27 protein-coding genes and 1 riboswitch are annotated in these 26099 nt (G+C 71.9%); of the genes, 19 read left to right on the top strand and 8 right to left on the bottom strand.

The window, feature by feature from the left end; all coding sequences use genetic code 11:
* The first annotated feature begins 91 nt into the window (after nt 1–91).
* Nucleotides 92–742: a CGNR zinc finger domain-containing protein gene (locus ACIF8S_RS26895; protein ID WP_400002376.1), complete on the top strand. Its 651-nt coding sequence runs from the start codon at nt 92–94 to the stop codon at nt 740–742.
* Here the strand turns inward: ACIF8S_RS26895 and sodX are convergent.
* On the bottom strand, nt 625–1059 hold the full coding sequence (sodX, locus tag ACIF8S_RS26890; RefSeq protein ID WP_400002374.1) for a nickel-type superoxide dismutase maturation protease: 435 nt from the start codon (nt 1057–1059) through the stop codon (nt 625–627). The two genes, ACIF8S_RS26895 and sodX, sit on opposite strands and share 118 nt — an antisense overlap.
* A 145-nt stretch (nt 1060–1204) precedes the next feature.
* Here sodX and sodN point away from each other — a divergent pair, with 145 nt between their 5' ends.
* The 3 genes from sodN to ACIF8S_RS26875 all read left to right on the top strand — a co-directional run bounded on the left by sodN (nt 1205) and on the right by ACIF8S_RS26875 (nt 2636).
* Nucleotides 1205–1600, top strand: a complete 396-nt coding sequence (gene sodN, locus ACIF8S_RS26885) for a superoxide dismutase, Ni (protein ID WP_006136256.1) — start codon at nt 1205–1207, stop codon at nt 1598–1600.
* 165 nt (nt 1601–1765) lie between these two features.
* Nucleotides 1766–2188, top strand: a complete 423-nt coding sequence (locus tag ACIF8S_RS26880) for a helix-turn-helix transcriptional regulator (RefSeq protein WP_349798384.1) — start codon at nt 1766–1768, stop codon at nt 2186–2188.
* A 19-nt stretch (nt 2189–2207) separates the two neighbouring features.
* Entirely contained in the window at nt 2208–2636 is a 429-nt protein-coding gene (locus ACIF8S_RS26875) for a VOC family protein (protein ID WP_145827462.1), read from the top strand.
* A 255-nt stretch (nt 2637–2891) separates the two neighbouring features.
* On the opposite strand, the gene ACIF8S_RS26870 is transcribed toward ACIF8S_RS26875, so the two are convergent.
* From ACIF8S_RS26870 to ACIF8S_RS26860, 3 genes are all read right to left on the bottom strand, one after another.
* Nucleotides 2892–3515 (bottom strand): GNAT family N-acetyltransferase, encoded by a 624-nt coding sequence (locus ACIF8S_RS26870; protein WP_400002372.1) that lies wholly within the window; start codon nt 3513–3515, stop codon nt 2892–2894.
* Between the two features lie 195 nt (nt 3516–3710).
* Nucleotides 3711–4832: a family 2 encapsulin nanocompartment cargo protein polyprenyl transferase gene (locus tag ACIF8S_RS26865; RefSeq protein WP_400002370.1), complete on the bottom strand. Its 1122-nt coding sequence runs from the start codon at nt 4830–4832 to the stop codon at nt 3711–3713.
* A 133-nt stretch (nt 4833–4965) separates the two neighbouring features.
* A complete protein-coding gene (locus ACIF8S_RS26860; RefSeq protein ID WP_400002368.1) occupies nt 4966–6369 on the bottom strand; it encodes a family 2B encapsulin nanocompartment shell protein in 1404 nt (467 codons plus the stop codon).
* A 289-nt stretch (nt 6370–6658) separates the two neighbouring features.
* Here ACIF8S_RS26860 and ACIF8S_RS26855 point away from each other — a divergent pair, with 289 nt between their 5' ends.
* Both ACIF8S_RS26855 and ACIF8S_RS26850 read left to right on the top strand, forming a co-directional pair.
* On the top strand, nt 6659–7252 hold the full coding sequence (locus ACIF8S_RS26855; RefSeq protein WP_349798376.1) for an N-acetylmuramoyl-L-alanine amidase: 594 nt from the start codon (nt 6659–6661) through the stop codon (nt 7250–7252).
* Nucleotides 7253–7414: 162 nt separating this feature from the next.
* Nucleotides 7415–8341, top strand: a complete 927-nt coding sequence (locus ACIF8S_RS26850; RefSeq protein WP_400002367.1) for a 1-aminocyclopropane-1-carboxylate deaminase/D-cysteine desulfhydrase — start codon at nt 7415–7417, stop codon at nt 8339–8341.
* 169 nt (nt 8342–8510) lie between these two features.
* On the opposite strand, the gene ACIF8S_RS26845 is transcribed toward ACIF8S_RS26850, so the two are convergent.
* Nucleotides 8511–10103 carry a Na+/H+ antiporter gene (locus tag ACIF8S_RS26845; protein WP_400002365.1) on the bottom strand — a complete coding sequence of 531 codons (1593 nt, stop codon included), beginning with the start codon at nt 10101–10103 and terminating at the stop codon, nt 8511–8513.
* Between the two features lie 60 nt (nt 10104–10163).
* Here ACIF8S_RS26845 and ACIF8S_RS26840 point away from each other — a divergent pair, with 60 nt between their 5' ends.
* The 3 genes from ACIF8S_RS26840 to ACIF8S_RS26830 all read left to right on the top strand — a co-directional run bounded on the left by ACIF8S_RS26840 (nt 10164) and on the right by ACIF8S_RS26830 (nt 12220).
* Complete coding sequence (locus ACIF8S_RS26840) at nt 10164–10424, top strand: UBP-type zinc finger domain-containing protein (RefSeq protein ID WP_349798370.1); 261 nt, start codon at nt 10164–10166, stop codon at nt 10422–10424.
* A gap of 258 nt (nt 10425–10682) precedes the next feature.
* A complete protein-coding gene (locus ACIF8S_RS26835) occupies nt 10683–11096 on the top strand; it encodes an anti-sigma regulatory factor (protein ID WP_004925829.1) in 414 nt (137 codons plus the stop codon).
* 17 nt (nt 11097–11113) lie between these two features.
* Nucleotides 11114–12220, top strand: a complete 1107-nt coding sequence (locus ACIF8S_RS26830; RefSeq protein WP_400002363.1) for an RNA polymerase sigma factor SigF — start codon at nt 11114–11116, stop codon at nt 12218–12220.
* A 79-nt stretch (nt 12221–12299) separates the two neighbouring features.
* Here ACIF8S_RS26830 and ACIF8S_RS26825 read toward each other — a convergent pair whose 3' ends face one another.
* Nucleotides 12300–12752, bottom strand: a complete 453-nt coding sequence (locus ACIF8S_RS26825) for a hypothetical protein (protein ID WP_400002362.1) — start codon at nt 12750–12752, stop codon at nt 12300–12302.
* A 116-nt stretch (nt 12753–12868) separates the two neighbouring features.
* Here ACIF8S_RS26825 and ACIF8S_RS26820 point away from each other — a divergent pair, with 116 nt between their 5' ends.
* Complete coding sequence (locus ACIF8S_RS26820; protein WP_400002360.1) at nt 12869–13837, top strand: diacylglycerol/lipid kinase family protein; 969 nt, start codon at nt 12869–12871, stop codon at nt 13835–13837.
* A 317-nt stretch (nt 13838–14154) separates the two neighbouring features.
* A complete protein-coding gene (locus tag ACIF8S_RS26815; RefSeq protein WP_003992873.1) occupies nt 14155–14412 on the top strand; it encodes a WhiB family transcriptional regulator in 258 nt (85 codons plus the stop codon).
* A 238-nt stretch (nt 14413–14650) separates the two neighbouring features.
* On the opposite strand, the gene ACIF8S_RS26810 is transcribed toward ACIF8S_RS26815, so the two are convergent.
* The gene (locus ACIF8S_RS26810; RefSeq protein WP_349798482.1) at nt 14651–16117 is read right to left on the bottom strand and encodes a PAS domain-containing sensor histidine kinase; all 1467 of its coding nucleotides are present in this window, start codon (nt 16115–16117) and stop codon (nt 14651–14653) included.
* A 520-nt stretch (nt 16118–16637) separates the two neighbouring features.
* Here ACIF8S_RS26810 and nagB point away from each other — a divergent pair.
* The 7 genes from nagB (at nt 16638) to ACIF8S_RS26775 (ending at nt 24704) form a co-directional block, all read left to right on the top strand.
* Entirely contained in the window at nt 16638–17423 is a 786-nt protein-coding gene (gene nagB, locus ACIF8S_RS26805) for a glucosamine-6-phosphate deaminase (RefSeq protein WP_349798357.1), read from the top strand.
* A gap of 158 nt (nt 17424–17581) precedes the next feature.
* Complete coding sequence (locus ACIF8S_RS26800) at nt 17582–18346, top strand: GntR family transcriptional regulator (protein ID WP_024884420.1); 765 nt, start codon at nt 17582–17584, stop codon at nt 18344–18346.
* A 195-nt stretch (nt 18347–18541) separates the two neighbouring features.
* A complete protein-coding gene (locus ACIF8S_RS26795) occupies nt 18542–18808 on the top strand; it encodes a DUF3311 domain-containing protein (RefSeq protein WP_349798353.1) in 267 nt (88 codons plus the stop codon).
* Nucleotides 18805–20433, top strand: coding sequence for a monocarboxylate uptake permease MctP (gene mctP, locus ACIF8S_RS26790; RefSeq protein ID WP_400002357.1), 1629 nt, complete (start codon nt 18805–18807; stop codon nt 20431–20433). Before ACIF8S_RS26795 ends, mctP begins: the two co-directional genes overlap by 4 nt.
* A gap of 79 nt (nt 20434–20512) precedes the next feature.
* A complete protein-coding gene (locus ACIF8S_RS26785) occupies nt 20513–21019 on the top strand; it encodes a GNAT family N-acetyltransferase (protein WP_400002355.1) in 507 nt (168 codons plus the stop codon).
* 12 nt (nt 21020–21031) lie between these two features.
* Nucleotides 21032–21203: riboswitch (cobalamin riboswitch) on the top strand.
* A 124-nt stretch (nt 21204–21327) separates the two neighbouring features.
* A complete protein-coding gene (locus tag ACIF8S_RS26780; RefSeq protein ID WP_400002354.1) occupies nt 21328–23691 on the top strand; it encodes a ribonucleoside-diphosphate reductase subunit alpha in 2364 nt (787 codons plus the stop codon).
* A 56-nt stretch (nt 23692–23747) separates the two neighbouring features.
* On the top strand, nt 23748–24704 hold the full coding sequence (locus ACIF8S_RS26775) for a ribonucleotide-diphosphate reductase subunit beta (protein WP_349798479.1): 957 nt from the start codon (nt 23748–23750) through the stop codon (nt 24702–24704).
* A 21-nt stretch (nt 24705–24725) separates the two neighbouring features.
* Here the strand turns inward: ACIF8S_RS26775 and ACIF8S_RS26770 are convergent, their stop codons facing one another.
* A complete protein-coding gene (locus tag ACIF8S_RS26770; protein ID WP_400002352.1) occupies nt 24726–24947 on the bottom strand; it encodes a hypothetical protein in 222 nt (73 codons plus the stop codon).
* Between the two features lie 93 nt (nt 24948–25040).
* On the opposite strand from ACIF8S_RS26770, the gene ACIF8S_RS26765 reads away from it, so the two are divergent.
* Nucleotides 25041–26099, top strand: a 1059-nt coding sequence (locus tag ACIF8S_RS26765; protein ID WP_400002350.1) for a GlxA family transcriptional regulator, incomplete at its 3' end; no start/stop codon positions are given.

The following is a 26099-nucleotide window of genomic DNA, read 5'->3' as shown; positions in this document are numbered from 1 at the left end:
TCCCTCGCAGCGCTACGTAATACCCTGGACGCACGATCGTCTGTTACCCGACCGCACGCACGACCATAGAGCCCCTGCGTAAGGACTACAAGTGGAACTGGCCTATTACTCGGACTACGCCGTACGTCTTGTGAACACCGAGGAACCGGCCCGGGGCACGGACGCGCTGACCTCGGTCGAGGCCGTCCGGGAGCTGTTCGGCGGCAACCAGTCGGCCGCCCGGCGGGCCACCGACGCCGACGTGACGCGGTTCCGCTCGGTCCGGGCCAGGCTCCGCTCGGTCTTCGAGGCGGCCGACGGCGGCGACGAGACCCTCGCGGTGGACCTGCTGAACTCCCTGCTGCTGGAGTTCCCGGTGAGCCCGCAGATCTCCGGCCACGACTTCCGCGACGACGACGGCCGCCCGCTGTGGCACATGCACCTGGCCGACCATCCGTCCAACGCCACCGCCGGCTACGCCGCGACCGCCGCGATGGGCCTGGCCTTCCACCTCACCGAGTACGGCGTGGACCGCCTGGGCCTGTGCGAGGCCGCGCCCTGCCGCAACGCCTACCTGGACACCTCGACCAACCGCTCCCGGCGCTACTGCTCGGACCGCTGCGCCACCCGTGCGAACGTGGCCGCCTACCGGGCCCGCAAGCGCCTGGAGGCGGAGCGTCCGGAGAACACCGGCCGCGCCGAGGTGAGCGCCCAGACCACCGCGGCCAGCGGCGAGCGCCGGCCGGAACCGCGCGGGCGGTAGCGGAAGCGGACCCGGCCCAGCACCAGTTCGTCGGGGACGACGCCGTAGTCGGTGCTGTCGCCGCCCGCGTACGCGTTGTCCCCGAGCACCCACCAGCCGCCGTCGCGCCGCTCGGCCGCCCGCTTGACGACCAGCAGGTCCTGCTGGAACGGGTGGCGCAGCACGACCACGTCGCCGCGTTTCACCCGCGCCCCGTAGTGCACCAGGAGCCGGTCCCCGTGGTGCAGCGTGGGCACCATCGACGGACCGGTCACCTCGGCCACCCCGAAGGGCAGCGGCGCCCTCACCCGCTCGGCGTCCTGCGACAGCTCCGGCATCTCCCGGCACCTCCCCGGTTCTTCCTCCACCAGTCTCAGTCTGACCCCGGACTTTTGTCCTAAGCCCCCGGGGGCACTCGCGAAAAGCCGTCCGTCACGGAGTAATGTCCCCTGTGAGAAGACGATCACGAGGAAGGAACGCTTCATGCTTTCCCGCCTGTTTGCCCCCAGGGTCAAGGTCAGCGCGCACTGCGACCTGCCCTGCGGTGTGTACGACCCCGCCCAGGCCCGCATCGAGGCGGAGTCGGTCAAGGCCGTCCAGGAGAAGATGGCCGGCAACGACGACCCGCACTTCCAGGCCCGCGCCACGGTCATCAAGGAGCAGCGCGCCGAGCTGGCGAAGCACCACGTCTCCGTGCTGTGGAGCGACTACTTCAAGCCGCCGCACTTCGAGAAGTACCCGGAGCTGCACCAGCTTGTCAACGACACCCTGAAGGCCCTCTCGGCCGCCAAGGCGTCGACGGACCCGGCCACCGGCCAGAAGGCGCTGGACTACATCGCCCAGATCGACAAGATCTTCTGGGAGACCAAGAAGGCCTGACCCGGCCCGACTGCTCCCGACGGCCGGCGGTCGGTGCACCATCGCAGGTCGTGGGCTCTTCCGAAGGGGGCCCGCCGCAGTGTGCGGCGGGTCCCCTTCGGGCTTGCCGGGCGGCGCGGGGACGTTTCCCGGGAACGCCCGCGCGGGGCGTGGGATGCTGGGCGGATGGAGCTCGAGGACTTGGTCAGGCTGCGGCGGGCCCGGGACCGGATGGACCGGGAGTACGCCGAGCCGCTCGACGTCGCGGAGCTGGCGCGGACGGCCCTGATGTCCCCCGGCCACTTCCAGCGCAGCTTCCGCGCGGCGTACGGTCAGACGCCGTACGCCTATCTCATGACCCGGCGGATCGAGCGTGCCAAAGCGCTGCTGCGGCGGGGCGACCTCACGGTGACGGAGGTGTGCATGGCGGTCGGGTGCACCTCCCTCGGGTCGTTCAGCTCCCGGTTCACCGAGCTGGTCGGGGAGACACCGAGTGCCTACCGGGCGCGCTCGCACGAGGAGAGCGCGGTCATCCCGCCGTGCGTGGCGCGCATGTACACCCGGCCCCTGCGGGTCCGCAGGCGGGCCGATCCGAGCGGAACCTTCTAGCGTGGACGGCATGGACGGTATGGACAGGGCAACGGACGTGAGGCTCGCGCAGTGCTTCGTCGCGGTCGACGACCACGACAAGGCGCTGGCCTTCTACTGCGACGTCCTCGGGCTCGAGGTGCGCAACGACGTGGGGTTCGAGGGGATGCGCTGGGTGACGGTCGCCTCGCCGGAGCGGCCGGACGTGGAGATCGTCCTGGAACCGCCCGCCGCGAACCCCGACTCCTCCCCCGCCGACAAGCAGGCGATGGCCGAGCTGCTGGCCAAGGGCATGCTGCGCGGGGTCAACTTCACCACCACCGACTGCGACGCCCTTTTCGAGCGCGTACGGGCGTCCGGCGCCGATGTGCTGCAGGAGCCGGTGGACCAGCCGTACGGGGTGCGGGACTGCGCGTTCCGCGACCCGGCGGGGAACATGGTGCGCTTCCTGGAACGCCCGGCGGACTGAACGCCCGCCGTGCGCGGACCGCTTCCGGTCTTCCGGCCTCATGTCCGCGCCGGTGCCCGAGGAGGAGGGCCGCTCACCCGCGTCCCCGGTGCGCCGTCGCGCGATGGGCCGCGCGGCCGTGGCGGACGGCGGTGACGAGGGCGGCCGACGGGCGCCGCCCGCGAGTCGGTGAAGCCGGGCGGCGCGGTGCCGTACAGGGCCGAACATCCCTGCACGGCGCGGGCTCAACGCACGGCAGGGGCGTCGGACGGGGCGTCAGTCCTGGAATCCGGTGGGCCGGGGTTCACGCCACAGCGGGTACATGAGCGGGCCGTCCGGGAGCCTCAGGGGCTCGCCGGCCGGTTCGAATCCGAGGCGGCGGTAGAGCCGGGCGCTGCGCTCGCTGCTCGCCTCCAGGTACGCGGGACGCCCCTCACGGTCGCAGCGGTCGAGGACGGTGCCGATGAGCGCGGTGCCCAGACCCTCGCCCTGCCGGCCGGGGGCCACGCCGATCATCCACAGGTACTCGTGGGCCCGCCCCTGGGGGTGGATGCCCGCGGTGAGCCGGCCGATCAGCTCCACCCGCTCGTTGTCCGGGTCGACGGCCCGGCGCAGCTCCGCGAACTCGTCGCCGTCGGGCCCCTCGTCAGCGTGACCGGGGTCGTCCGCCGGCACGGACATCCACAGGGCGCACGCCGAGCCGTCCTCCGCGAGGTCGACGCGTCCCTCGGCGAGCGTGGCGTCGGTGAAGGCCGCCATCAGCCGGTGGTGCGTCGTACGGCGGTACTCCTCGCCGGGAAACACCCAGCTGCTGACCGGATCGTCCTGGAACGCCTCGTCCAGCAGCCGGACCACCCGCTCCCGGTCGTCGCCGCCGGCCGTCCGGATCGCCACGCCCATGTCCGTCCCTTCGTCCCAACCATCGCTGTCCGTGCGGGCGTTGAGACTATCCGGGGCGGGTGACGGAAGGGAGGCGGGCCCCGCACACCGTGGGGAAGTGCGGGACCCGCCGGGCCGGGACCACGCCGCCGTGAGGGTCAGGGCCGCACGGCGGTGCGTGGCTCCGGGGTCGGGGGGACGGCCGGGGCCGCCCCGTCAGGTGCTGCGCCGGGTCACGAACTCGGCCAGCGCCAGCAGCCCGTCCGCCGCCTCCGGGTCCGGCACCGCACGGGCCACCTCCTGCATGGCGCGGGCCATCCGGTCGGCCGCCTGGGTCTGCGCCCAGTCCCGGCCGCCGGCCGCCTCCACCAGCCGGGTGAGGCGTTCGACGTCCTCCTCCCGGTGCGGAGCGGCGTACGCGGTGGCGAGCTCCGCTGCCTCCGGAGTGCCGGAGGTCAGGGCGGCGACGACCGGCAGCGACTTCTTGCGGGCGGCGAGGTCCGCCCCGGCCGGCTTGCCGGTGCGGCGCGGGTCACCCCATATGCCGATCACGTCGTCGATCAGCTGGAACGCCAGTCCGGCCTCCCGGCCGAACGCGTCCATCGCCGCCACCTCCGCGTCGCCCGCTTCCGCGTACAGCGCGCCGACGGCGCAGGCGCAGCCGAGCAGGGCCCCGGTCTTCGCCTCGGCCATGGCGAGCGTCTCGGCGAGGGTGACCTCGTCGGGGGCGCGCCGCTCCATGGCCGTGTCCGCGTGCTGTCCCGCGCACAGCTCGACCACGCACTGGGCTAGCCGGGCCGCAGCGGCCGGGGCCGCCGGGTGGGGGTCCTCGGCGAGCAGCCGCAGGGCGAGCGCCTGGAGGGCGTCCCCCGCGAGGATCGCGTCGGCGTCCCCGAAGACCGTCCACACCGTGGGGCGGTGGCGGCGGGTGGTGTCCCGGTCCATCACGTCGTCGTGCACGAGCGTGAAGTTGTGGACCAGTTCCACGGCGGCCGCCGCCCGCAGGGCCGTCGTCCGGGCGGCGGGGCCGCCCAGCGCGGAGGCCGCCGCGAGCACCAGGGCGGGCCTGATCGCCTTCCCCGCGCCCCCGTCGGCCGGGGTGCCGTCCGCGTTCTGCCAGCCGAAGTGGTAGAGCGCGACCCGGCGCATCGGGGCGGGCAGCGAGCCGAGGGCGGTCCGCAGCACCGGATCGACCGCCGCCCTCGTCCGCTCCAGCAGGGTCGTCGCCTCGTGTCCGTCCGCGGGGTGGGGCTGCGGCGCGGTGGTGCTCTCCGGCGCGGTGCGGGCCGTGCGCTGCTCCGGTCGGCCCGCCTTCGGCTGGATCATCGACTCCGTCATCGGCTTCCCCCTGGGAGCGACTCGGTGGAGGAGCGGAGAGGTGGCGCTTCCGCCCCTGTCGAGCACGGTCCTCCGTGATGTACCCGCCCGGACGGGCGGGGACACGGCGCGGGCGACGGGAGCCGGCGGTCGGTCACCGCCACCGGCCGATCTCGACGTTCTCCAGGACGCCGAGCGCGTCCGGCACCAGGACGGCCGCCGAGTAATAGGCCGTGACCAGGTACTTGATGATGGCCTGTTCGTTGATGCCCATGAACCGCACGGACAGACTCGGCTCGATCTCGTCGGGGATGCCGGCCGCCCGCAGACCGATGACGCCCTGGTCCTCCTCCCCGGTGCGCAGCGCGATGATCGAGGTCGTACGGGCCTCGGTCACCGGGATCTTGTTGCACGGGTAGATCGGCACGCCCCGCCAGGTCGGGATGCGGTTGCCGCCCACGTCGATCGTCTCCGGGACGAGTCCCCGCTTGTTGAGCTCGCGGCCGAACGCGGCGATCGCGCGCGGGTGGGCGAGCAGCAGCTTGGTACCCCGGCGCCTGCTCAGCAGTTCGTCCATGTCGTCGGGGCCGGGCACCCCGTCGTGCGGCTGGATCCGCTGGTCGTACTCGCAGTTGTGCAGCAGGCCGAAGTCGCGGTTGTTGACGAGCTCGTGCTCCTGACGTTCCTTCAGCGCCTCGACGGTCAGCCGGATCTGCTGTTCCGTCTGGTTCATGGGCTGGTTGTAGAGGTCGGCCACGCGGGTGTGGATGCGCAGCACCGTCTGGGCGACGCTCAGTTCGTACTCGCGGGGCCGCGCCTCGTAGTCGACGAACGTGTGCGGGATGTCCGGCTCGCCGCTGTGGCCGGCCGCGAGGTCGATCTCCTTCTCGCCGTACTTGTTGATGCGCTCGTCCGGGACGAGGCTCCGGCGCAGGTGCTCGCGCAGCGACTCCGACCGCTCGGCGACCTGTTCCACGGCGTCGCGCGGCAGCACCAGCACGGTGCAGGCGGTGAGGGTGCGGGCCGTGTACTCCCAGATGGCGTCCTCGCCCTTGAGCGCCTGCTCACCGAAGTAGGCGCCGTCGGCCAGGACGCCGAGGGACTCGTCGTCGCCGTAGGGGCCGGTGCCGACGCGCTCCACCCGGCCGTGCGCCAGCAGGTACACCTCGTCGGCCGGGCTGCCGAAGGAGGCGATCACCTGGCCGGCCTCGATCTCCCGCTGCCGGCAGCGGGACGCCAGCTCGGACAGCACCTCCTCGTCCTCGTAGGACCGCAGGACCGGAAGCTCCCCCAGCTCCGCGGGGATGATCTCCACCCGGTCGCCCGTCTTCACGAACGTCAGCCGGCCGTCGCCCACGGCGTAGGTCAGCCGCCTGTTGACCCGGTACGTACCGCCCTGCACGTCGACCCAGGGCAGCATCCGCAGCAGCCAGCGGGAGCTGATCTCCTGCATCTGCGGCACGGACTTGGTCGTGGTGGCCAGGTTCCGCGCCGCCGCCGTACCGAGGCTCTGCTGCTGCCTGGCCTGCTCCGCGCGGACCTCTTCGCCTACCGACATAGGAAATTGCCCTCCCCAATAGATCTCCGCCCGGCCGCGCCGGGCGTCGCACTGCGTGATCAAGGGTTCCTCACCCACCGTGCCCGCGCCATTACACGATCGAGCGGGGTTGGATCTTGAGAGGGGTGGGCACACTGAGGCGCCGTCCAACGGCGGTCGAACGGAAGGAAATTGTCCGGATCGACTCGCACAGCAGCCGAACGAGTACTTGAATCCCCGACTTTCGGCTATAGGCCCTGTATTAGACGGCCGCGGACGGCGGCCGTCGCCGGCACGAAGGAGGGCGGTCATGGCCCCACCCATGTCCGCGAGCGCGTTCCTGCGCGCTCTCAAGGCGGAGGGCCTCACGGTCGTCGAGGTCGGCGACTGGCGTGACCACAACCGCAACCACAAGGGCCCGTGGGGCCCGGTGCACGGTGTGATGATCCATCACACCGTGACCAAGGGCAGCGCCGCGACGGTGAACATCTGCCGCAAGGGCTACTCCGGCCTGCCCGGACCGCTGTGCCACGGCGTCATCACCAAGGACGGCCGGGTCCACCTCGTCGGCTACGGCAGGGCCAACCACGCGGGGCTCGGCGACGACGACGTACTGCGGGCGGTGATCGCCGAGAAGCAGACGTTTCCGTCCGACAACGAGGCCAACACCGACGGCAACCGGCACTTCTACGGCTTCGAGTGCGAGAACCTCGGCGACGGCAAGGACCCGTGGCCGGCGGCTCAGCTGGAGGCCATCGAGCGGGCCGCGGCCGCGGTCTGCCGGTTCCACGGCTGGAACGAGAGGTCGGTCATCGGCCACCTCGAGTGGCAGCCGGGCAAGGTGGACCCGCGCGGGTTCACCATGAACGCGATGCGCAACCGGATCCGCGACCGCCTGAAGTGACGCGTCCGCCCGGCGACGCGGATCCCCGCCGCCGGTGTTCCGCCTTCCGGACACCCCCCACGCGGAACACCGACGCCGCCCCTCACCACGGCGGTCACCGGACGACGGGAGCAGCCGGCCCGCGGGCCGTCCGGCAGCGGCCGTGCGCGGCTCCGGGCGACAATGACCCCCGTGACCAGCTCCGACGCCTCCCGCCCCGACGCCCTGGCCGGCCTGCGCCCACGGCTGCCTTCGCCGTTGCGGGAGGTCGTCGACGGGCGGTTCGAGCGGCACGGGGTCCGGCTGCTGCTGAAGCGGGACGATCTCATCCACCCCGAGCTGGTCGGCAACAAGTGGCGCAAGCTCGCGCCGAACCTCGCGGCGGCGGACGGGCGCACGGTGCTCACGTTCGGCGGCGCGTACTCCAACCACCTGCGGGCCACGGCCGCCGCCGGCCGGCTGCTCGGCCTGCGCACGGTCGGAGTGGTGCGCGGCGAGGAGCTCGCCGGCCGGCCGCTCAATCCGTCGCTGGCCCGGTGCGCGGCCGACGGCATGCGGCTGCACTTCGTCCCGCGGTCGGTGTACCGCCGCAGGACCGACCCGGACACCCTCACGGACGTCCTGCGCGCGGCGGGCGCCGGGGACGCGTACGTGGTCCCCGAGGGCGGCAGCAACGCCGCGGCCGTGCGCGGGTGCCGGGACCTCGGCCGGGAGCTGGCGGGAGAGGCGGACGTGGCCGCGGTGGCCTGCGGCACCGGCGGCACGCTCGCGGGGCTGGCCGCCGGGTTCACCGGGTCCGGGCGCACGCTGGGCATACCGGTGCTCCGGGGCGGCTTCCTCACCGGGGACATACGGGCGCTGCAGACCGAGGCGTTCGGCGGCCCGCGCGGGCACTGGAGCCTGGACGAGCGCTTCCACGCGGGCGGCTTCGCGCGCGTCCCGGCCCCCCTGGAGGCGTTCGCCGCCGACTTCGAACAGCGCCACGGCGTCCCCGTGGAACGTCTCTATGTCGCCAAGTTGCTTCATGCCCTTGTCACCCTCGTGGAAGAGGGCGCCTTCCCGCGCGGGAGCTCGGTCGCCGCGGTGATCACCGGTCGGCCGTTCCCCTGAGCCGGGCGGTCCGCTGAGCCGGGCGGTCCGCTGAGCCCGGCCGTCCCTCGGAGCCCGGCCGCCCCCCGTGTGCCCGGCCCTCCCACGCGCCCGGTCCACGCGGCCGGAACGGCCCGTCCCTCAGGACCGGCCGGCGCGCCTACTCCGACTCCCGGGAAGGACAGCGCCCCTACTCCGACTCCCGGAAGGCCGCGGCCTCCTCCAGGTCCAGCCGGCGCAGCAGCGTCCGCAGCATCTCGTCGTCGATGTAGCGCCCGTCGCGCAGTTTGACGAACATGTCCCGCTCGGCGCTGATCATCTCCCGGGACAGCCGCCGGTAGGTGTCGTCCACCGACTCGCCCGTGACGGGGTTGACCTGTCCGAGCCGCTCCCAGACGGCGTTGCGGCGGCGCTCCATCACGCCGCGCAGCCGGTCGGCCAGCGGCTCCGGCAGGGCGTTGCGCTCGTCGGCGAGCAGTTCGTCGAGGCGTTCCTCGGCCACCCGGGACGCCTGCGCCTGCGCGTTGGCCTCGGCCAGGGTGTCGGCCTGCTGATCGCGTCCCGGGAGCTTCAGCAGCCGGATCAGCGGGGGCAGGGTCAGCCCTTGCACGACGAGGGTGCCGATGACGGTGGTGAAGGTCAGGAACAGCAGCAGATAGCGGTGCGGGAAATCCTCTCCCTCGGCGGTGACCGGGATCGAGAAGGCGATCGCCAGCGAGACCACCCCGCGCATGCCGGCCCACGAGATCACGAACGGGCCCTTCCAGCCGGGCCGCCGTTCCCGCGCCCGGACCCGTGCCGAGAGCAGCCACGGCAGCCAGATCGCGGGGTACACCCACATGAACCGCACGACGACGACCACCGCGAAGACGACGACGGCGTACCAGGCGGACGCGATCCCCTCGTGCTCGCCGAGCCCGCGCATGACGACCGGCAGCTGCAGTCCGATCAGGGCGAAGACGGCCGACTCCAGGACGAACGCCACCATCTTCCACACCGCCTCCTCCTGGAGCCGGGTGGCGAAGTCGACCTCCCACGCGCGGTGGCCCAGGTACAGGGCGACCACGACGACGGCGATGACTCCGGAGGCCTCCACCTGCTCCGCGACGGCGTACGCGACGAACGGGATCAGCAGCGAGAGGGTGTTCTGCAGCAGCGACTCCCGGAGGTGGGTGCGCAGCCAGTGCAGCGGCACCATCAGCACCAGGCCGACCACCGTGCCGCCGATCGCCGCCAGCAGGAACTCGCCCACTCCCCCGGCCCAGCTCACGCCCTCGCCGACGGACGCGGCGACGGCCACCCGGAACGCGGTGATGGCGGTGGCGTCGTTGAACAGGGACTCGCCCTGCAGGATCGTGGTGATCCGCGAGGGCAGGCCGACCCTGCGCGCCACCGCCGTCGCCGCGACGGCGTCCGGCGGGGCCACCACGGCGCCGAACACCAGCGCCGCGGTCAGCGGCAGGGCCGGGACCAGCACATGCACGAACCAGCCCACGGCGAGGGTCGCGAACAGCACGTACCCGACGGACAGCAGGGTCACGGGCCGCAACTGCGCCCTCAGGTCGAGGTAGGAGCTCTCCACGGCCGCCGTGTAGAGGAGCGGCGGAAGGATCAGCGGCAGCACGATGTGCGGGTCCAGCGCGTAGTTGGGCACGCCGGGGAGGTAGCTGACCACCAGGCCGGCCGCCACCAGCAGCAGCGGCGGCGGCACCGGTGTCCGCCGGCCGGCGGCGGCGATCGCGGCGCTGCCCGCCACGAGCAGCAGCAGGGGCATCACGTCCATGTCGGGCCCACCCTCGTTTTTCCGCGCGGTCGTCCGCGCGCCCGTCGTAATCTGGCAATCATGAAACAGTGCACGCACCTCGACGCGTTGCCGCACCCGGAGCCGGCCCCGCTCGGCACGACGTGTCCGGAGTGCCTGCGGGACGGCACGGACCCGGTGCAGCTGCGTCTCTGTCTGACCTGTGGCCACGTCGGGTGCTGCGACTCGTCGCCGAACCGGCACGCGACGCAGCACCACAAGGAAACCGGCCACCCCGTGATGCGAACCCACGAACCCGGCGAGGAGTGGCGCTGGTGCTTCGTCGACCACGTACTGGCGTGACGCGGTGGGCCCCGGCGCCGGACGGTTCGACGGTCCTACGCGTGGGTACGTCAATGCGGCGCGCGCACTTCCCATTTGGCGGTCGCAGACCCCTAGCCACGGAGCGTGTTCAGAGTTTTACTATGAGTGACAGCAACGGGGTCGGGGTCCCGGCGACAGGATTGCCGGGAGCGCGATAGCGTCACCGCTGAACCACGTAGCGCGTTGCCCGGGGGCGAAACCAGGCCCTGAAACGCTTGTACCACCTTGGAGGTGAGGGTGTCCCAGATCGCAGGCGAGCCCGCGACCCAGGACTTCGTGGAAGTCCGGCTGCCGGCCGCGGGGGCCTACCTGTCGGTGCTGCGTACGGCCACGGCCGGTCTCGCGGCCCGTTTGGACTTCACCCTCGACGAGATCGAGGACCTGCGCATCGCGGTCGACGAGGCCTGCGCGATCCTGCTCCAGCAGGCCGTGCCGGGCTCGGTGCTCAGTTGCGTCTTCCGGCTCGTCGACGACTCGCTCGAGGTCACGGTCTCGGCGCCCACCACGGACGGTCACGCCCCGTCCCGGGACACCTTCGCCTGGACCGTGCTGTCCGCGCTCGCGGGGAAGGTCTCCTCCGCCGTCGACGAGGACAAGACCGTGTCGATCAGCCTCTACAAACAGCGCGGCGCGGGACCCGGGCCGGCGTGAGGAGCGAGGACGGGCCGGTGCGGGACGAAGAACGCGGCACACGGGAGCTGCCGGCCGAGCGCGTGCCGGACGGCATCGACGGCATCCCCGAGCAGGCCCGGCCGCATCCGGAGGACGACCCCGCGGAGGGCGTCCTGCCGGGCGGCGGGCAGGGCGACGGCGCCGCGCGGGGCGCGTCCGCAGCCGGACCGGCCGCACCCGGCGGGGACGCCCCCGCCCGGGCCGAGCCGGTGGCGGGGGACGAGGCGAGCGCTCGGGGAAGGGCGACGGGCGGGACGATGAGCGAGCACGAGCGACAGGCCGAGGACCGGGCGGCGCCGCCGGCCACCGGCGCGCGGAGCACACCGGGCACGCACGCGCACCACGACCCGCACGACCGCAGCGGGGCGCGCGCCCTCTTCCTCGAACTGCGCGCACTGCAGGACGGCAGTCCGGAGTACGCGGAGCTGCGCAACCGGCTGGTGCGCATGCACCTGCCGCTCGTCGAACACCTGGCGCGCCGGTTCCGCAACCGCGGCGAGCCCCTGGACGACCTCACGCAGGTCGCCACCATCGGGCTGATCAAGTCCGTCGACCGTTTCGACCCGGACCGTGGCGTGGAGTTCTCCACCTACGCGACCCCGACCGTCGTCGGTGAGATCAAGCGGCACTTCCGCGACAAGGGCTGGGCGGTGCGTGTGCCGCGCCGGCTGCAGGAGCTGCGGCTGGCGCTCACCACGGCCACGGCCGAGCTGTCCCAGCTGCACGGCCGCTCCCCCACCGTGCACGAGCTGGCCGAGAAACTGGCCATCTCCGAGGAGGAGGTCCTGGAGGGCCTGGAGTCGGCGAACGCCTACTCCACGCTGTCCCTGGACGTCCCCGACACCGACGACGAGTCCCCGGCGGTCGCCGACACCCTCGGCGCCGAGGACGAGGCGCTGGAGGGCGTGGAGTACCGGGAGTCGCTCAAGCCGCTGCTGGAGGACCTCCCGCCACGCGAGAAGCGGATCCTGCTGCTGCGCTTCTTCGGCAACATGACCCAGTCGCAGATCGCGCAGGAGGTCGGCATCTCCCAGATGCACGTCTCCCGGCTGCTGGCCCGCACCCTGGCCCAGCTGCGGGAGAAGCTGCTCGTGGAGGAGTGAGCTGGCGACCGCCCGGCGGGAGACCGCCCGGCGCGCGACCGCTCGCGCCGAGCGCCCGCGACGAGCGCCCGCGGGCGCGTCACTTGGCGGCGTCGTCCGCGTTCCCGGGTCCGCGGATGCCGAGGGCCCGGGTCGTCTCGGCGTTGATCAGCAGCACCAGCGCGGTCACGGCCACCACGGCGAGCACGATCCCGGCGGGGATCGCCACCCCGTCGGACCGCAGCATGTTGTAGGCCACCGGCAGCGCCACGACCTGCGTGACGACGGCGGGCCCGCGGCTCCAGCCGCGCCGGGCCAGCAGGCCGCGCGCGGCCAGCAGCGGCAGCAGCGCCAGGACGATCAGCGTGACCCCGCCGGTGACGGCCTGCTGCCGGTCGTCCGGCTCCCCCATGAGCCCGAGGGCCAGCATCCACACCCCGCCGGCCACCAGCGCGAGGCCTTCCAGCGCGGCCAGGGCCGCCGCGTACGTCAGACGGCGCGGGCGGGTGCCGGCGTCGTCGGGGGCGGTGGTGGAGGTCTGCTCGCTGCTCACCCCTGCAGGGTAGCCCGCGCCGGGGAGCCGCCCCGTGTCGAGGTTCACGCCCCGCCCGGTCCGCGGGGTGGACCTCGGTCTGGGCCAGGTACCGCTCAGTAGGTACCCTGCACGTCATGCGTGCACTTCTCGTGGTCAACCCGGCGGCAACCACCACCAGTGCGCGCACGCGCGACGTGCTGATCCACGCGCTCGCCAGCGAGATGAAGCTGGAGGCGGTCACCACCGAGTACCGCGGTCACGCGCGCGACCTGGGACGGCAGGCGGCGGAGAGCGGCGAGGTCGACCTCGTCGTCGCCCTCGGCGGCGACGGCACGGTGAACGAGGTCGTCAACGGCCTGCTGCACGCGGGCCCCGATCCGGAGCACCTGCCCGGTCTCGCCGTGGTGCCCGGCGGCTCCACCAACGTCTTCGCCCGCGCCCTGGGGCTGCCGAACCAGCCCGTGGAGGCGACCGGCGTGCTGCTGGACGCCCTGCGCGAGGGCCGGGAGCGGACCGTGGGCCTGGGGCTGACCTCGGGCACGCCGGGCACGGAGGACGAGGCGGTGCCGGCCCGCTGGTTCACCTTCAACGCGGGCCTGGGCTTCGACGCGGGCGTGGTGGGCCGGGTGGAGCAGCAGCGGGAGCGGGGCCGGAAGTCGACCCACGCGCTGTACATGCGCCAGGTGGTGCGTCAGCTGCTGGGCGACCCGCACCGCCGGCGCGGGGTGATCACGCTGGAGCACCCGGGCGAGGACCCGGTCGAGGACCTGGTGCTGTCCATAGTCTCGAACACCTCGCCGTGGACGTTCCTCGGCAACCGCCCGATCTACGCGTCGCCCGAGGCGTCGTTCGACACGGGACTCGATCTCTTCGGTCTGAGCCGGATGTCCACCGCCGCGGTTGCCCGGTATGGCACCCAGTTGCTCACTTCGTCCCCGGAGCGCGGCCCGCGCGGCAGACACGCGGTGTCCCGGCACGACTTGACACGCTTCACCTTGCATTCGAAGGTGCCGCTGCCCCTTCAGATGGACGGTGACCACCTCGGGCTGCGAACCAGCGTGACGTTCACAGGCGTACGCCGTGCACTGCGTGTGATTGTGTGAGCAGAAAGGGCCAAAGTCCTTTCAGTCGAACGTTTAGGCCAGGGTCCACCCCATGGAAGTACGGCTGTGACCTAGTCGACACCGAAGAATCAAAAAAAACTTTTCGGAAGGGGTTGTATCCGCCGCCGAGGTTTGCGAGTCTCTTCTTGGCGATCGGGACGGCCCGCAACACCGGCCTCCACAGATCACCGGAACCCCTCTTCAAACCCAAGGACCACGCCAGGGAACCTGGCGGTCGGCCCTTCCCTTGTTGGGGGATTCGTGAAAGCGTTCACATTCACAAGCACTTGCAGTAATACCAAGGAGAGGTAGCAGCCATGGACTGGCGTCACAACGCCGTTTGCCGCGAGGAAGACCCCGAGCTCTTCTTCCCCATCGGCAACACCGGTCCCGCGCTGCTGCAGATCGAGGAAGCCAAGGCCGTCTGCCGCCGCTGCCCGGTGATCGAGCAGTGCCTGCAGTGGGCGCTCGAGTCCGGTCAGGACTCCGGCGTCTGGGGTGGTCTCAGCGAGGACGAGCGTCGCGCGATGAAGCGCCGCGCGGCCCGCAACCGGGCGCGTCAGGCCTCCGCCTGACGACCCCACCCCTGGTGACAGCCTGAGCTTGGCGGCGCGTGTGCGCCCGTCCGGAAGATTCCGTGGACGGCGCACACGCATCTCCCGCCCCGAGCCGCAGCGCGCGGTTCCCCCCGAAGCCCGACCCCGTTCGAGCAGGGGAACCCGAAGGAACGAGCATCAGCCCCGGACCCCGGTCCGGGGTCTTTTGCTGTCCGGGGTCATGCACGGCGGACCGGGCCCTGTGAGGGCCCGGAGATCACGCGTCTCCCTGGACGGGGATGTCGAGGATCACGCGGGTCCCCCGGTCCGGGGCCGGGACCATGTCGAAGGTGCCGCCCAACTCGCCCTCCACCAGCGTCCGTACGATCTGCAGGCCCAGGTTGCCCGCGGTGTGCGGGTCGAAGCCCTCGGGCAGGCCCACCCCGTCGTCCTGCACGGTGACCAGCAGGCGCGCCTCCCTGGACGTGCCGCCGCGGACCGCGGACACCTCGACGGTGCCGGTCTCGCCCTCCCGGAATCCGTGCTCCAGGGCGTTCTGCAGCACCTCGGTCAGCACCATCGACAGCGGTGTGGCGACCTCGGCGTCGAGTATGCCGAAGCGGCCCGAGCGCCGGCCGGTGACCTTGCCGGGCGAAATCTCGGCGACCATCGCGAGCACCCGGTCGGCGATCTCGTCGAACTCCACCCGCTCGTCCAGGTTCTGGGACAGCGTCTCATGGACGATGGCGATGGACCCCACCCGTCGCACGGCCTCCTCCAGCGCCGCCCGGCCGCGCTCGGAGCCGATCCGGCGGGCCTGGAGCCGCAGCAGCGCGGCCACCGTCTGGAGGTTGTTCTTCACCCGGTGGTGGATCTCCCGGATGGTCGCGTCCTTGGTGATCAACTCGCGTTCGCGGCGGCGCAGTTCGGTCACGTCACGGAGCAGCACCAGCGACCCGATGCGGGTGCCCTTCGGCTTGAGCGGGATCGCGCGGAACTGGATCACCCCGTCGCCGGACTCGATCTCGAACTCGCGGGGTGCCCAGCCGCTGGCGACCTTGGACAGCGCCTCGTCCACCGGCCCGCGTGAGGGCGCCAGTTCGGCGGTGGTCTGCCCGAGGTGATGGCCCACCAGGTCGGCGGCCAGGCCCAGGCGGTGGTAGGCGGACAGGGCGTTGGGGGACGCGTACTGCACCACACCGTCGGCGTCGAGCCGGATCAGCCCGTCGCCGACCCGCGGCGAGGCGTCCATCTCCAGCTGCTGGTTCGCGAACGGGAAGGAGCCGGCCGCGATCATCTGGGCCAGGTCCGAGGCGCTCTGCAGATAGGTGAGCTCCAGCCGGCTGGGGGTGCGCACGGTGAGGAGGTTGGTGTTGCGCGCGATGACGCCGAGGACCCGCCCCTCGCGCCGTACCGGGATGGACTCCACCCGGACGGGGACCTCCTCGCGCCACTCCGGGTCGCCCTCGCGCACGATGCGGCCCTCGTCCAGGGCCGCGTCCAGCATGGGCCGGCGGCCGCGCGGGACGAGGTGCCCGACCATGTCGTCCTGGTAGGAGGTGGGGCCGGTGTTGGGTCGCATCTGGGCGACGGAGACGTAGCGGGTGCCGTCGCGCGTGGGGACCCACAGGACCAGGTCCGCGAAGGAGAGGTCGGAGAGCAGTTGCCACTCCGAGACCAGCAGGTGGAGCCACTCGAGATCGGTGTCGTCGAGAGCGGTGTGCTGGCGTACGAGTTCGTTCATGGAGGGCACGTCAGCGAGCGTACCCGCGGGATCGTCCGGCCCGGAAACACCCGCGGGCCGCGGCGCCTGGGAGGGACCCTCAACCCTCCCGGCACCGCAGCCCGGAGCAATATCGGCCGTGGGGTGTGCGGTCCCGGTCGGCCGAAGGATGAGGAGCCGGGGCAGTCAGGGCAGAGAGCTCCGGATCCTCGGTCCGCCTTCCTGTGCGGGGAAGGCAGGCTTGTGTGTCCTGCTACGCATTGTGGACTAGACCACTGCCCCTGTAAATGCGTGGAACACCGTTCTTTTGTCGTCGCTCCGCGTCCACCCGGACGCAGACGCGTCCCCACCGCAGCCTAACCCGAGCGGGTGGCCCGCGGGGGCGGTCGGCGGCGGGAATTTCGGCGCGACCGCGCCCGACGGCCCGTTTCACCTCGGCCTGCGGGCCCCGCTCTGCTAGATTGAGATTGGTCTAAACCACATGGTCCCGCGCCCCGGGACCCGTCCCAGTCGAGTCCACCGGAAGATCGGCAGGCCCACCGTGGAAGTTGTCATCGTTGCGGACGCCAAGGCGGGAGGCGAGACCGTCGCCGAGGCCATGGCCCAGCTGCTGCGGCGCAAGCCCGACGCCCTGCTGGGCGTGGCCACGGGGTCCACGCCGCTGCCCGTCTACGAGGCGCTGGCGGCGAAGGTCCGCTCCGGTGCCACCGACATCTCCCGGGCGCGGGTTGCCCAGCTCGACGAGTACGTGGGGCTGCCGGCCGACCACCCCGAGTCCTACCGCTCGGTGCTGCGCCGCGAGGTCCTCGAGCCGCTCGGCATCCCGATGGAGTCCTTCCTCGGCCCGGACGGAACCGCCGAGGACGTGCAGGGCGCCTGCGAGCGCTACGACCGGGAGCTGGCCGAGGCCGGCGGCGTGGACCTGCAGCTGCTGGGGATCGGCACGGACGGGCACATCGGGTTCAACGAGCCGTGCTCCTCGCTCGCCTCGCGCACCCGGATCAAGACCCTGACCGAGCAGACCCGGGTGGACAACGCCCGCTTCTTCGACGGTGACATCGAGCAGGTGCCGCACCACGTCATCACCCAGGGCATCGGCACCATCCTGGAGGCCCGGCACCTGGTCCTGCTGGCCACCGGCGAGGGCAAGGCGGACGCGGTGGCCGCCACCGTCGAGGGACCGGTCGCGGCGGTGTGCCCGGCGTCCGCGCTTCAGCTGCACCCGCACGCCACCGTGGTCGTCGACGAGGCCGCCGCCTCCAAGCTGAAGCTCGCCGACTACTTCCGGCACACCTACGTCAACAAGCCGGAGTGGCAGGGACTCTGACCACCGCCCGTGGTCTGGACCAGCACCAGCCCCAGGGGTATACAAAAGGGATCACGGAGCGTACGGGGGGCAGCTCCCCGTCCCGAGCCGTGCCACGATGTCAGCCGTGGCCGACGGATCGTCGGCCGCTTCGGCAGCCGGAGCCGGGAAGGCAGAGCATGAGCACCGACGTCAGCAGTGCGGAGAACGAGGGTGGGACCGCGGTCCGTACGGCGCGTGTGCCTAAGTACTACCGGCTCAAGAAACACCTGCTCGACATGACCGAGACGGCGCCTCCCGGCACCCCGGTCCCGCCCGAGCGCACCCTGGCCGCCGAGTTCGACACCTCGCGCACCACCGTGCGCCAGGCGCTGCAGGAACTGGTGGTCGAGGGGCGTCTGGAGCGCATCCAGGGCAAGGGCACCTTCGTCGCCAAGCCCAAGGTGTCCCAGGCGCTCCAGCTGACCTCGTACACCGAGGACATGCGCGCCCAGGGCCTGGAGCCGACGTCGCAGCTGCTCGACCTCGGGTACATCACCGCCGACGACCGGCTCGCCGGCCTGCTGGACATCACGGCCGGCGGACGGGTGCTGCGCATCGAGCGGCTGCGCATGGCCAACGGCGAGCCGATGGCCATCGAGACCACCCACCTCAGCGCCAAGCGCTTCCCCGCGCTGCGCCGCAGTCTGACCAAGTACACGTCCCTCTACACCGCCCTCGCCGAGGTGTACGACGTCCATCTCGCGGAGGCGGAGGAGACGATCGAGACGTCCCTGGCCACCCCGCGCGAGGCGGGCCTGCTCGGCACCGACGTCGGTCTGCCGATGCTGATGCTGTCGCGGCACTCGCTCGACCGGGGCGGGCAGCCGGTGGAGTGGGTGCGTTCGGTGTACCGGGGCGACCGGTACAAGTTCGTCGCGCGCCTCAAGCGCCCCCAGGACTGAGACGGGCAGCCGGCCTCCGACGTCACCGCAAAACCCGACAGACCGGGTGGTTGACAGGATTTTCGTTGCTGTTGCCTCTCGGTTGGGCGGCTGCTGAGTACCGCCCCTCCAACGGGGGGTTACGACCGCCCCGCCCCCTCACCTACATTGCCGCGAGCCAACGTCGGCGATCAGTGAGGGGACGGGAGCCGTCTGATGTCACAAGCCCCAGAAACAACACGAGAGCCGGTGGTGACGCCCGTACGCGTCGTCATCGGCCTCTGTCTCGTCGCACCGTTCGTGGCCATGCTGTGGGTCGGGTCCTACGCCAAGACCGACCCGGCCTTCATCGGTATCCCGTTCTTCTACTGGTACCAGATGGCCTGGGTGCTGATCTCGACCGCGCTGACGATGATCGCGTACAAGCTCTGGCAGCGTGACCAGCGCGGTCGCTCGGCCGCGAAGGGCGGTGCGGAGCAGTGAACGACGGCGTGAACGGCGTGGCACTCGCCGTCTTCATCTTCTTCTTCGTGCTCGTCACCGTGATGGGCTTCCTGGCCGCCCGCTGGCGCAAGGCGGCCAACGAGCACACCCTCGACGAATGGGGCCTGGGAGGGCGGTCGTTCGGCACCTGGGTCACCTGGTTCCTGCTGGGCGGCGACCTGTACACCGCGTACACCTTCGTGGCCGTCCCGGCGGCGATCTACGCGGCGGGCGCGGCCGGCTTCTTCGCGGTGCCGTACACGATCCTGGTGTATCCGCTGATCTTCACCTTCCTGCCCCGGCTGTGGTCGGTGTCGCACAAGCACGGCTACGTGACGACCTCGGACTTCGTGCGCGGCCGGTTCGGCTCGAAGGGCCTGTCGCTGGCCGTCGCGGTCACCGGCATCCTGGCGACGATGCCGTACATCGCGCTGCAACTGGTCGGCATCCAGGCCGTGCTGGACGTGATGGGCGTCGGCGGCGGCGAGAACACCAACTGGTTCGTCAAGGACCTGCCGCTGCTCCTCGCCTTCGGTGTGCTGGCCGCGTACACCTACTCGTCGGGGCTGCGGGCGCCCGCCCTGATCGCGTTCGTCAAGGACACGCTGATCTACATCGTGATCGCGGTGGCGATCATCTACATCCCGATCAAGCTGGGCGGGTTCGACGAGATCTTCGCCTCCGCGCAGGAGGCGTACAGCGAGACCAACCCGGCCACCGGTGCCCCGCGCGGCGCCCTGGTGCCGGGCGAGGCGGGCCAGTGGACGTACGCCACGCTGGCGCTGGGCTCGGCGCTCGCGCTGTTCATGTACCCGCACTCGATCACGGCGACGCTGTCCTCGCGCAGCCGTGAGGTGATCCGCCGCAACACCACGATCCTGCCGCTGTACTCGCTGATGCTGGGCCTGCTGGCGCTGCTCGGGTTCATGGCGATCGCGGCCGGGGTGAAGGTGCAGAACGGCCAGCTGGCCATCCCGCAGCTGTTCGAGAACATGTTCCCGGACTGGTTCGCCGGTGTGGCCTTCGCGGCGATCGGCATCGGCGCGCTGGTGCCGGCGGCGATCATGTCGATCGCGGCGGCGAACCTGTTCACCCGCAACATCTACAAGGACTTCATCAAGCCGGACGCGACCCCGAAGCAGGAGACCGCCGTCTCCAAGGTCGTGTCGCTGCTGGTGAAGGTGGGCGCGCTGGTCTTCGTGCTGACCATGGACAAGACGGTCGCCATCAACTTCCAGTTGCTGGGCGGCATCTGGATCCTGCAGACCTTCCCGGCGCTGGTGGGCGGCCTGTTCACCCGCTGGTTCCACCGCTGGGCGCTGATCGGCGGCTGGGCGGTCGGCATGATCTACGGCACGGTCGCCGCGTACGGGGTGGCCTCGCCGACCCAGAAGCACTTCGGCGGTTCGGCGAAGGAGATCCCGGGGATCGGCGAGATCGGCTACATCGGTCTCACCGCCTTCGTGATCAACGTGGTGGTCACGGTGGTGCTCACGTTCGTCATGCGGGCGTTCAAGGCGCCGGAGGGCGTCGACGAGACCGAGCCGCAGGACTACACGGCGGACGCGGGCGACCCCGGCGTCCAGACCGAGCTCCCGCCGGCCACGGCGGGCAGCACGCACTGACGCCGCGGGTGCACAGGGCAGCGGGCCGCCGGTGGAAAACCGGCGGCCCGCTGTCGTCCCCGTACGGCAGACTCCCCGCATGGACATCGTCATCCGGCCGGTGACGCCCGGCGAGTACGCGGACCTCGGTGAGATCACCGCGCAGGCCTATCTGCAGGACGGCCTGCTGGACTTCGGGGAGAGCGACGCCTACCTCGGTGAGCTCAGGGACGTGGCGAAGCGGGCGGCCGCCGCCGAGGTCCTGGTCGCGGTGGAGCACGGCACACTGTTGGGCGGGGTGACCTTCGTGCCGGGGCCCGGACCGATGGCGGACATAGCGCGGTCGGACGAGGCGGAGATCCGGATGCTGGCGGTGGCCGCGTCCGGCCGGGGGCGGGGCGCCGGGGAGGCCCTGGTGCGCGCCTGCGTCGAGCGGGCACGGGCGATCGAGGGCCGCGCCCGGGTCGTGCTGTCGACCCAGCGCACCATGCGCGCCGCCCACCGCGTCTACGAACGGCTGGGCTTCATTCGCACCCCGGAGCGGGACTGGAACCCGCTGCCGGAGCTGGACGACATCATGCTCCTGACCTACGAGCTGACACTCTGACCGCGAGCCGACACAACATATGGGGTTGCTGGCGGCACCCGGCACAAGATGTATGCTCATGCTCGCTGTCGCCGCAGGGGAATCCGGTGCGAATCCGGAACTGTCCCGCAACGGTGTACCCCTGCCTGCCCACGGGCGCGCACGGGAGTCAGTCCGAGGACCTGCCGACAGTGCGCCCGGCCCGACCGGTCCGGGTGCCCTGACGTCCGGGCCTCGCGGAATGGGCCGGTGGACGCGACGCCGCGTGCGTTCGTGTGCTGCCCCCTGCGCTCTTCGAGGCCCCCGTGCCGAGCGAGGGAGAGCCCCACGTGACCATCGCGCCAGCCGATCCGGCTTCAGCGACCCGCGTGACCGAGGAGGGCGACGGCCCCGGGGCCGCGCTGCTGCGGACCCTGACCGAGCTGACCGCCGACCTGCCCGACGCCGACCCCGGCCGGGTCGCCGCGGCCGCGCTGCGCGGCCGGTCCGCCGCCGCCGACGAAGCGGAGCTGCGGGAACTGGCCACCGAGGCGGCGGCCGGCCTGATCTCCGAGGACCCCGCCTACTCCCGGCTCGCCGCCCGGCTGCTGACCCTCGGCATCCGCGCCGAGGCCGCCTCGCAGGGCGTCACCTCCTTCACCGGGTCGGTCGCCGCCGGGCACCGGGAAGGACTGATCGGCGACCGGACCGCGGCCCTGGTCCGGCTGCACGCCACGCGCCTCGACGCCCTGGTCGACACCGCGGCCGACGACCGCTTCGGTTACTTCGGGCTGCGCACCCTGCACAGCCGCTACCTGCTGCGCCACCCCGTCACCCGCAAGGTCGTCGAGACGCCCCAGCACTTCCTGCTCCGGGTGGCCTGCGGACTCGCCGAGGACGACAGCGAGCGGGCGCTGGAGGAGGTCGCCGCCCTGTACGGGCTGATGAGCCGGCTGGACTACCTGCCCTCCTCCCCCACGCTGTTCAACTCCGGCACCCGCCACCCGCAGATGTCGTCCTGTTACCTCCTCGACTCCCCCAAGGACGAGCTGGACTCCCTCTACGACCGCTACCACCAGGTCGCCCGTCTTTCGAAGCACGCCGGCGGCATCGGCCTGTCCTTCTCCCGCGTCCGCGCCCGGGGCTCGCTGATCCGCGGCACCAACGGGCACTCCAACGGCATCGTCCCGTTCCTGAAGACGCTGGACGCCTCGGTCGCCGCCGTGAACCAGGGCGGCCGGCGCAAGGGCGCCGCCGCCGTCTACGTGGAGACCTGGCACGCGGACGTCGAGGAGTTCCTGGAGCTGCGCGACAACACCGGTGAGGACGCCCGCCGTACGCACAACCTGAACCTGGCGCACTGGGTCCCGGACGAGTTCATGCGCCGGGTCGACGCCGACGCCCAGTGGTCGCTGTTCTCCCCCGTCGACGTGCCCGAGCTGGTCGACCTGTGGGGCGAGGAGTTCGACGGGGCCTACCGCGCCGCCGAGGCGAAGGGCCTGGCCCGCAGGACGCTCCCGGCCCGCGAGCTGTACGGCCGGATGATGCGCACCCTGGCGCAGACCGGCAACGGCTGGATGACCTTCAAGGACACCGCCAACCGCACCGCCAACCAGACCGCCGAGCCCGGCCACGTGGTCCACTCCTCGAACCTGTGCACGGAGATCCTGGAGGTGACCGACGACGGGGAGACGGCGGTCTGCAACCTGGGGTCGGTCAACCTCGCGGCCTTCGCCGGCCCGGACGGCATGGACTGGGAGCGCCTGGACGCGGCCGTCCGCACCGCGGTGACGTTCCTGGACCGTGTGGTCGACATCAACTTCTACCCGACCGAGCAGGCGGCCCGGTCCAACTCCCGCTGGCGCCCCGTCGGTCTGGGCGTGATGGGGCTGCAGGACGTCTTCTTCCGGATGCGCATGCCGTTCGACTCCCCCGAGGCGAAGGCGCTCTCCACCCGGATCGCCGAGCGGATCATGCTCGCCGCGTACGAGACGTCCGCCGGGCTGGCCGAGCGGCACGGCCCGCTGCCGGCCTGGGAGAAGACCCGTACCGCCCGGGGCGTGCTGCACCCCGACCACTACGGTGTCGAACTCACCTGGCCGGAGCGCTGGGAGGCGCTGCGCGGCCGGATCGCGGCCACCGGCATGCGCAACGCGCTGCTGCTGGCCGTCGCGCCGACCGCCACCATCGCGTCCATCGCGGGCGTGTACGAGTGCATCGAGCCGCAGGTGTCCAACCTGTTCAAGCGCGAGACGCTGTCCGGGGAGTTCCTCCAGGTCAACTCGTACCTGGTGGAGGACCTCAAGCGGCTCGGCGTGTGGGACGCGCGCACCCGGGAGGCGCTGCGTGAGGCGGGCGGCTCGGTGCAGCACTTCGCCTGGATCCCGGAGGACGTCCGGCGGCTGTACCGCACGGCCTGGGAGATCCCGCAGCGCGGCCTGATCGACATGGCCGCCGCGCGCACCCCGTTCCTGGACCAGGCGCAGTCGCTGAACCTGTTCCTGGAGACGCCGACCATCGGCAAGCTCTCCTCGATGTACGCCTACGCCTGGAAGCAGGGGCTGAAGACCACCTACTACCTGCGCTCCCGCCCGGCGACCCGGATCGCCCGGGCGGCCCGCGCCGCCGTCCCCGTCCCCGTCCAGCAGCCGGCCGATCCCGAGGCCGTCGCCTGCTCCCTCGAGAACCCCGAATCCTGTGAGGCCTGCCAGTGACCACCAGCGTGACGAAGAACCTGCTCGACCCCGGCTTCGAACTCACCCTGCGCCCCATGCGCTACCCCGACTTCTACGAGCGCTACCGGGACGCGATCAAGAACACCTGGCACGTCGAGGAGGTGGACCTGCATTCGGACGTCGCCGACCTGGCGAAGCTGACCCCCGAGGAGCAGCATCTGATCGGCCGGCTCGTGGCGTTCTTCGCGACCGGCGACTCGATCGTGGCGAACAACCTGGTGCTCACGCTGTACAAGCACATCAACTCGCCCGAGGCGCGGCTGTACCTGTCGCGGCAGCTGTTCGAGGAGGCCGTGCACGTCCAGTTCTACCTGACGCTGCTGGACACCTATCTGCCCGATCCGGACGACCGGGCGGCGGCCTTCGCGGCCGTGGAGAACATCCCGTCCATCCGGGAGAAGGCCGAGTTCTGCTTCCGGTGGATGGACTCGGTGGAGAAGATCGACCGGCTGGAGTCGCGGGCGGACCGGCGCCGCTTCCTGCTCAACCTGATCTGCTTCGCCGCGTGCATCGAGGGCCTGTTCTTCTACGGCGCCTTCGCCTACGTCTACTGGTTCCGCAGCCGGGGTCTGCTGCACGGGCTGGCGACCGGAACCAACTGGGTGTTCCGCGACGAGACCATGCACATGTCGTTCGCGTTCGACGTGGTGGACACCGTGCGCAAGGAGGAGCCGGAGCTGTTCGACGAGGAGCTCGGCCGGCAGGTCACCGACATGCTGCGCGAGGCGGTCGAGGCGGAACTGCAGTTCGCGCGGGACCTGTGCGGCGACGGGCTGCCGGGCATGAACACCGCGTCGATGCGGGAGTATCTGGAGTGCGTCGCGGACCAGCGGCTGGTGCGGCTGGGCTTCGCGCCGGTGTACGGGTCGGAGAACCCGTTCTCCTTCATGGAGCTGCAGGGCGTCCAGGAGCTGACCAACTTCTTCGAGCGCCGTCCGTCCGCGTACCAGGTCGCCGTGGAGGGCACGGTCGACCTGGACGAGGACTTCTAGCGCTCGGGCGCCGGGTCCGTCTCACGCCGCGCGTGCGTGGCGGCGGGAGGCGGCCCGGTGCTCCGGGCGGGACGCGGCCGGCGCGTCGGGCGGCTCGGTGACGGGGGCCGCCTGGGCCCGGCGGATCTGCCGGTCGATGCGGCGGTCGCGCAGGATGCCGATCACGGCGGGCGCGGTCATCAGGACGAACAGGCCGAGAACGGCCACCATCGAGATCAGTGCTTCCATCTGCGTCGTGTTCATGTACACCACTGTCGCGCCGGACACTCCTGACCGGCAGTGGCAGGACTGCCGTACACCCTCGATTTACTGCCAAGCGTGCGGCACACTGAAGGCATGCTCCGGAATGTGGCGGCCGTCCTGCTCGACGGCGTGAACCCCTTCGAACTCGGCGTGGTCTGCGAGGTGTTCGGCATCGACCGCAGCGACGACGGGCTGCCGGCCTACGACTTCGCCGTCGCCTCGGCGGACGGGCCGTCGGTGCGGGCCAGTACCGGCTTCTCGCTCCAGGTCGAGCACGGTCTGGAACGTCTGGAGACGGCGGACCTGATCACCGTGCCGGCCGGTGCCTCCTACGTGACGCGGGAGTTCCCTCCCGACCTGCTGGACTCCCTGCGCCGGGCCGTGGACCGGGGCGCCCGGGTGCTGAGCGTGTGCTCGGGGGTGTTCGTGCTGGCCGCCGCCGGACTGCTGGAGGGCCGCCGCGCCGCCGTCCACTGGAAGCACGCGGAGGAACTGGGCCGCAGGCACCCTCACCTGACGGCGGAGCCCGACGTGCTCTACGTCGACGAGGACCCGGTGTTCACCTCGGCGGGCACCGCCGCGGGCATCGACGCCTGTCTGCACCTGGTACGCAAGGAGCAGGGCCCGGAGGTGGCCAACCGGATCGCCCGCCGGATGGTGGTACCCCCGCACCGCGACGGCGGGCAGGCCCAGTACATCGAGCGCCCGCTGCCACAGCCCGGGGGCGACTCCGTCGCCGAGGTGCTGGTCTGGATGGAGCGGCACCTCGACGAGGAGGTCACCGTCGAGCAGCTCGCCGCCCGCGCCCACATGTCCCCGCGCACCTTCGCCCGCCGCTTCCAGCAGGAGACCGGCACCACGCCCTACCGCTGGATCCTGGGTCAGCGGGTGCTGCTGGCCCAGCACCTGCTGGAGCGGACGGACGAAACGGTGGACGCGATCGCCGGCCGTACCGGCTTCGGCAACGCGGCCGCGCTGCGCCACCACTTCGTCCGCGCGGTGGGGACCACGCCGCAGTCCTACCGGCGCGGGGGGGGGGGGGGGGGGGGGGGGGGGGGGGGCGGGCCCGCCCCCCGGGGGGGGGGCCGGGCCCCCCCCCCCCCCCGGCGGCGCGGGGGGGGGGGGCGGGGGGGCGGGCGGGGGGGGGGCCCG

The organism is Streptomyces sp. NPDC085937 (assembly GCF_044540535.1).
Taxonomy (GTDB): Bacteria; Actinomycetota; Actinomycetes; order Streptomycetales; family Streptomycetaceae; genus Streptomyces.
The sequence above is the reverse complement of the archived record's forward strand: the minus strand, read 5'-3'. Positions and strand labels throughout refer to the sequence as shown.

Bases quoted from the DNA above. Each gene is read 5' to 3' on its own strand.
- sodX (WP_400002374.1), bottom strand. From the start codon at position 1,059: ATGCCGGAGCTGTCGCAGGACGCCGAGCGGGTGAGGGCGCCGCTGCCC.
- sodN (WP_006136256.1), top strand. From the start codon at position 1,205: ATGCTTTCCCGCCTGTTTGCCCCCAGGGTCAAGGTCAGCGCGCACTGC.
- ACIF8S_RS26880 (WP_349798384.1), top strand. From the start codon at position 1,766: ATGGAGCTCGAGGACTTGGTCAGGCTGCGGCGGGCCCGGGACCGGATG.
- ACIF8S_RS26875 (WP_145827462.1), top strand. From the start codon at position 2,208: ATGGACAGGGCAACGGACGTGAGGCTCGCGCAGTGCTTCGTCGCGGTC.
- ACIF8S_RS26870 (WP_400002372.1), bottom strand. From the start codon at position 3,515: ATGGGCGTGGCGATCCGGACGGCCGGCGGCGACGACCGGGAGCGGGTG.
- ACIF8S_RS26865 (WP_400002370.1), bottom strand. From the start codon at position 4,832: ATGACGGAGTCGATGATCCAGCCGAAGGCGGGCCGACCGGAGCAGCGC.
- ACIF8S_RS26860 (WP_400002368.1), bottom strand. From the start codon at position 6,369: ATGTCGGTAGGCGAAGAGGTCCGCGCGGAGCAGGCCAGGCAGCAGCAG.
- ACIF8S_RS26855 (WP_349798376.1), top strand. From the start codon at position 6,659: ATGGCCCCACCCATGTCCGCGAGCGCGTTCCTGCGCGCTCTCAAGGCG.
- ACIF8S_RS26850 (WP_400002367.1), top strand. From the start codon at position 7,415: ATGACCCCCGTGACCAGCTCCGACGCCTCCCGCCCCGACGCCCTGGCC.
- ACIF8S_RS26845 (WP_400002365.1), bottom strand. From the start codon at position 10,103: ATGGACGTGATGCCCCTGCTGCTGCTCGTGGCGGGCAGCGCCGCGATC.
- ACIF8S_RS26840 (WP_349798370.1), top strand. From the start codon at position 10,164: ATGAAACAGTGCACGCACCTCGACGCGTTGCCGCACCCGGAGCCGGCC.
- ACIF8S_RS26820 (WP_400002360.1), top strand. From the start codon at position 12,869: ATGCGTGCACTTCTCGTGGTCAACCCGGCGGCAACCACCACCAGTGCG.
- ACIF8S_RS26815 (WP_003992873.1), top strand. From the start codon at position 14,155: ATGGACTGGCGTCACAACGCCGTTTGCCGCGAGGAAGACCCCGAGCTC.
- ACIF8S_RS26810 (WP_349798482.1), bottom strand. From the start codon at position 16,117: ATGAACGAACTCGTACGCCAGCACACCGCTCTCGACGACACCGATCTC.
- ACIF8S_RS26800 (WP_024884420.1), top strand. From the start codon at position 17,582: ATGAGCACCGACGTCAGCAGTGCGGAGAACGAGGGTGGGACCGCGGTC.
- ACIF8S_RS26795 (WP_349798353.1), top strand. From the start codon at position 18,542: ATGTCACAAGCCCCAGAAACAACACGAGAGCCGGTGGTGACGCCCGTA.
- ACIF8S_RS26785 (WP_400002355.1), top strand. From the start codon at position 20,513: ATGGACATCGTCATCCGGCCGGTGACGCCCGGCGAGTACGCGGACCTC.
- ACIF8S_RS26775 (WP_349798479.1), top strand. From the start codon at position 23,748: ATGCGCTACCCCGACTTCTACGAGCGCTACCGGGACGCGATCAAGAAC.
- ACIF8S_RS26770 (WP_400002352.1), bottom strand. From the start codon at position 24,947: ATGAACACGACGCAGATGGAAGCACTGATCTCGATGGTGGCCGTTCTC.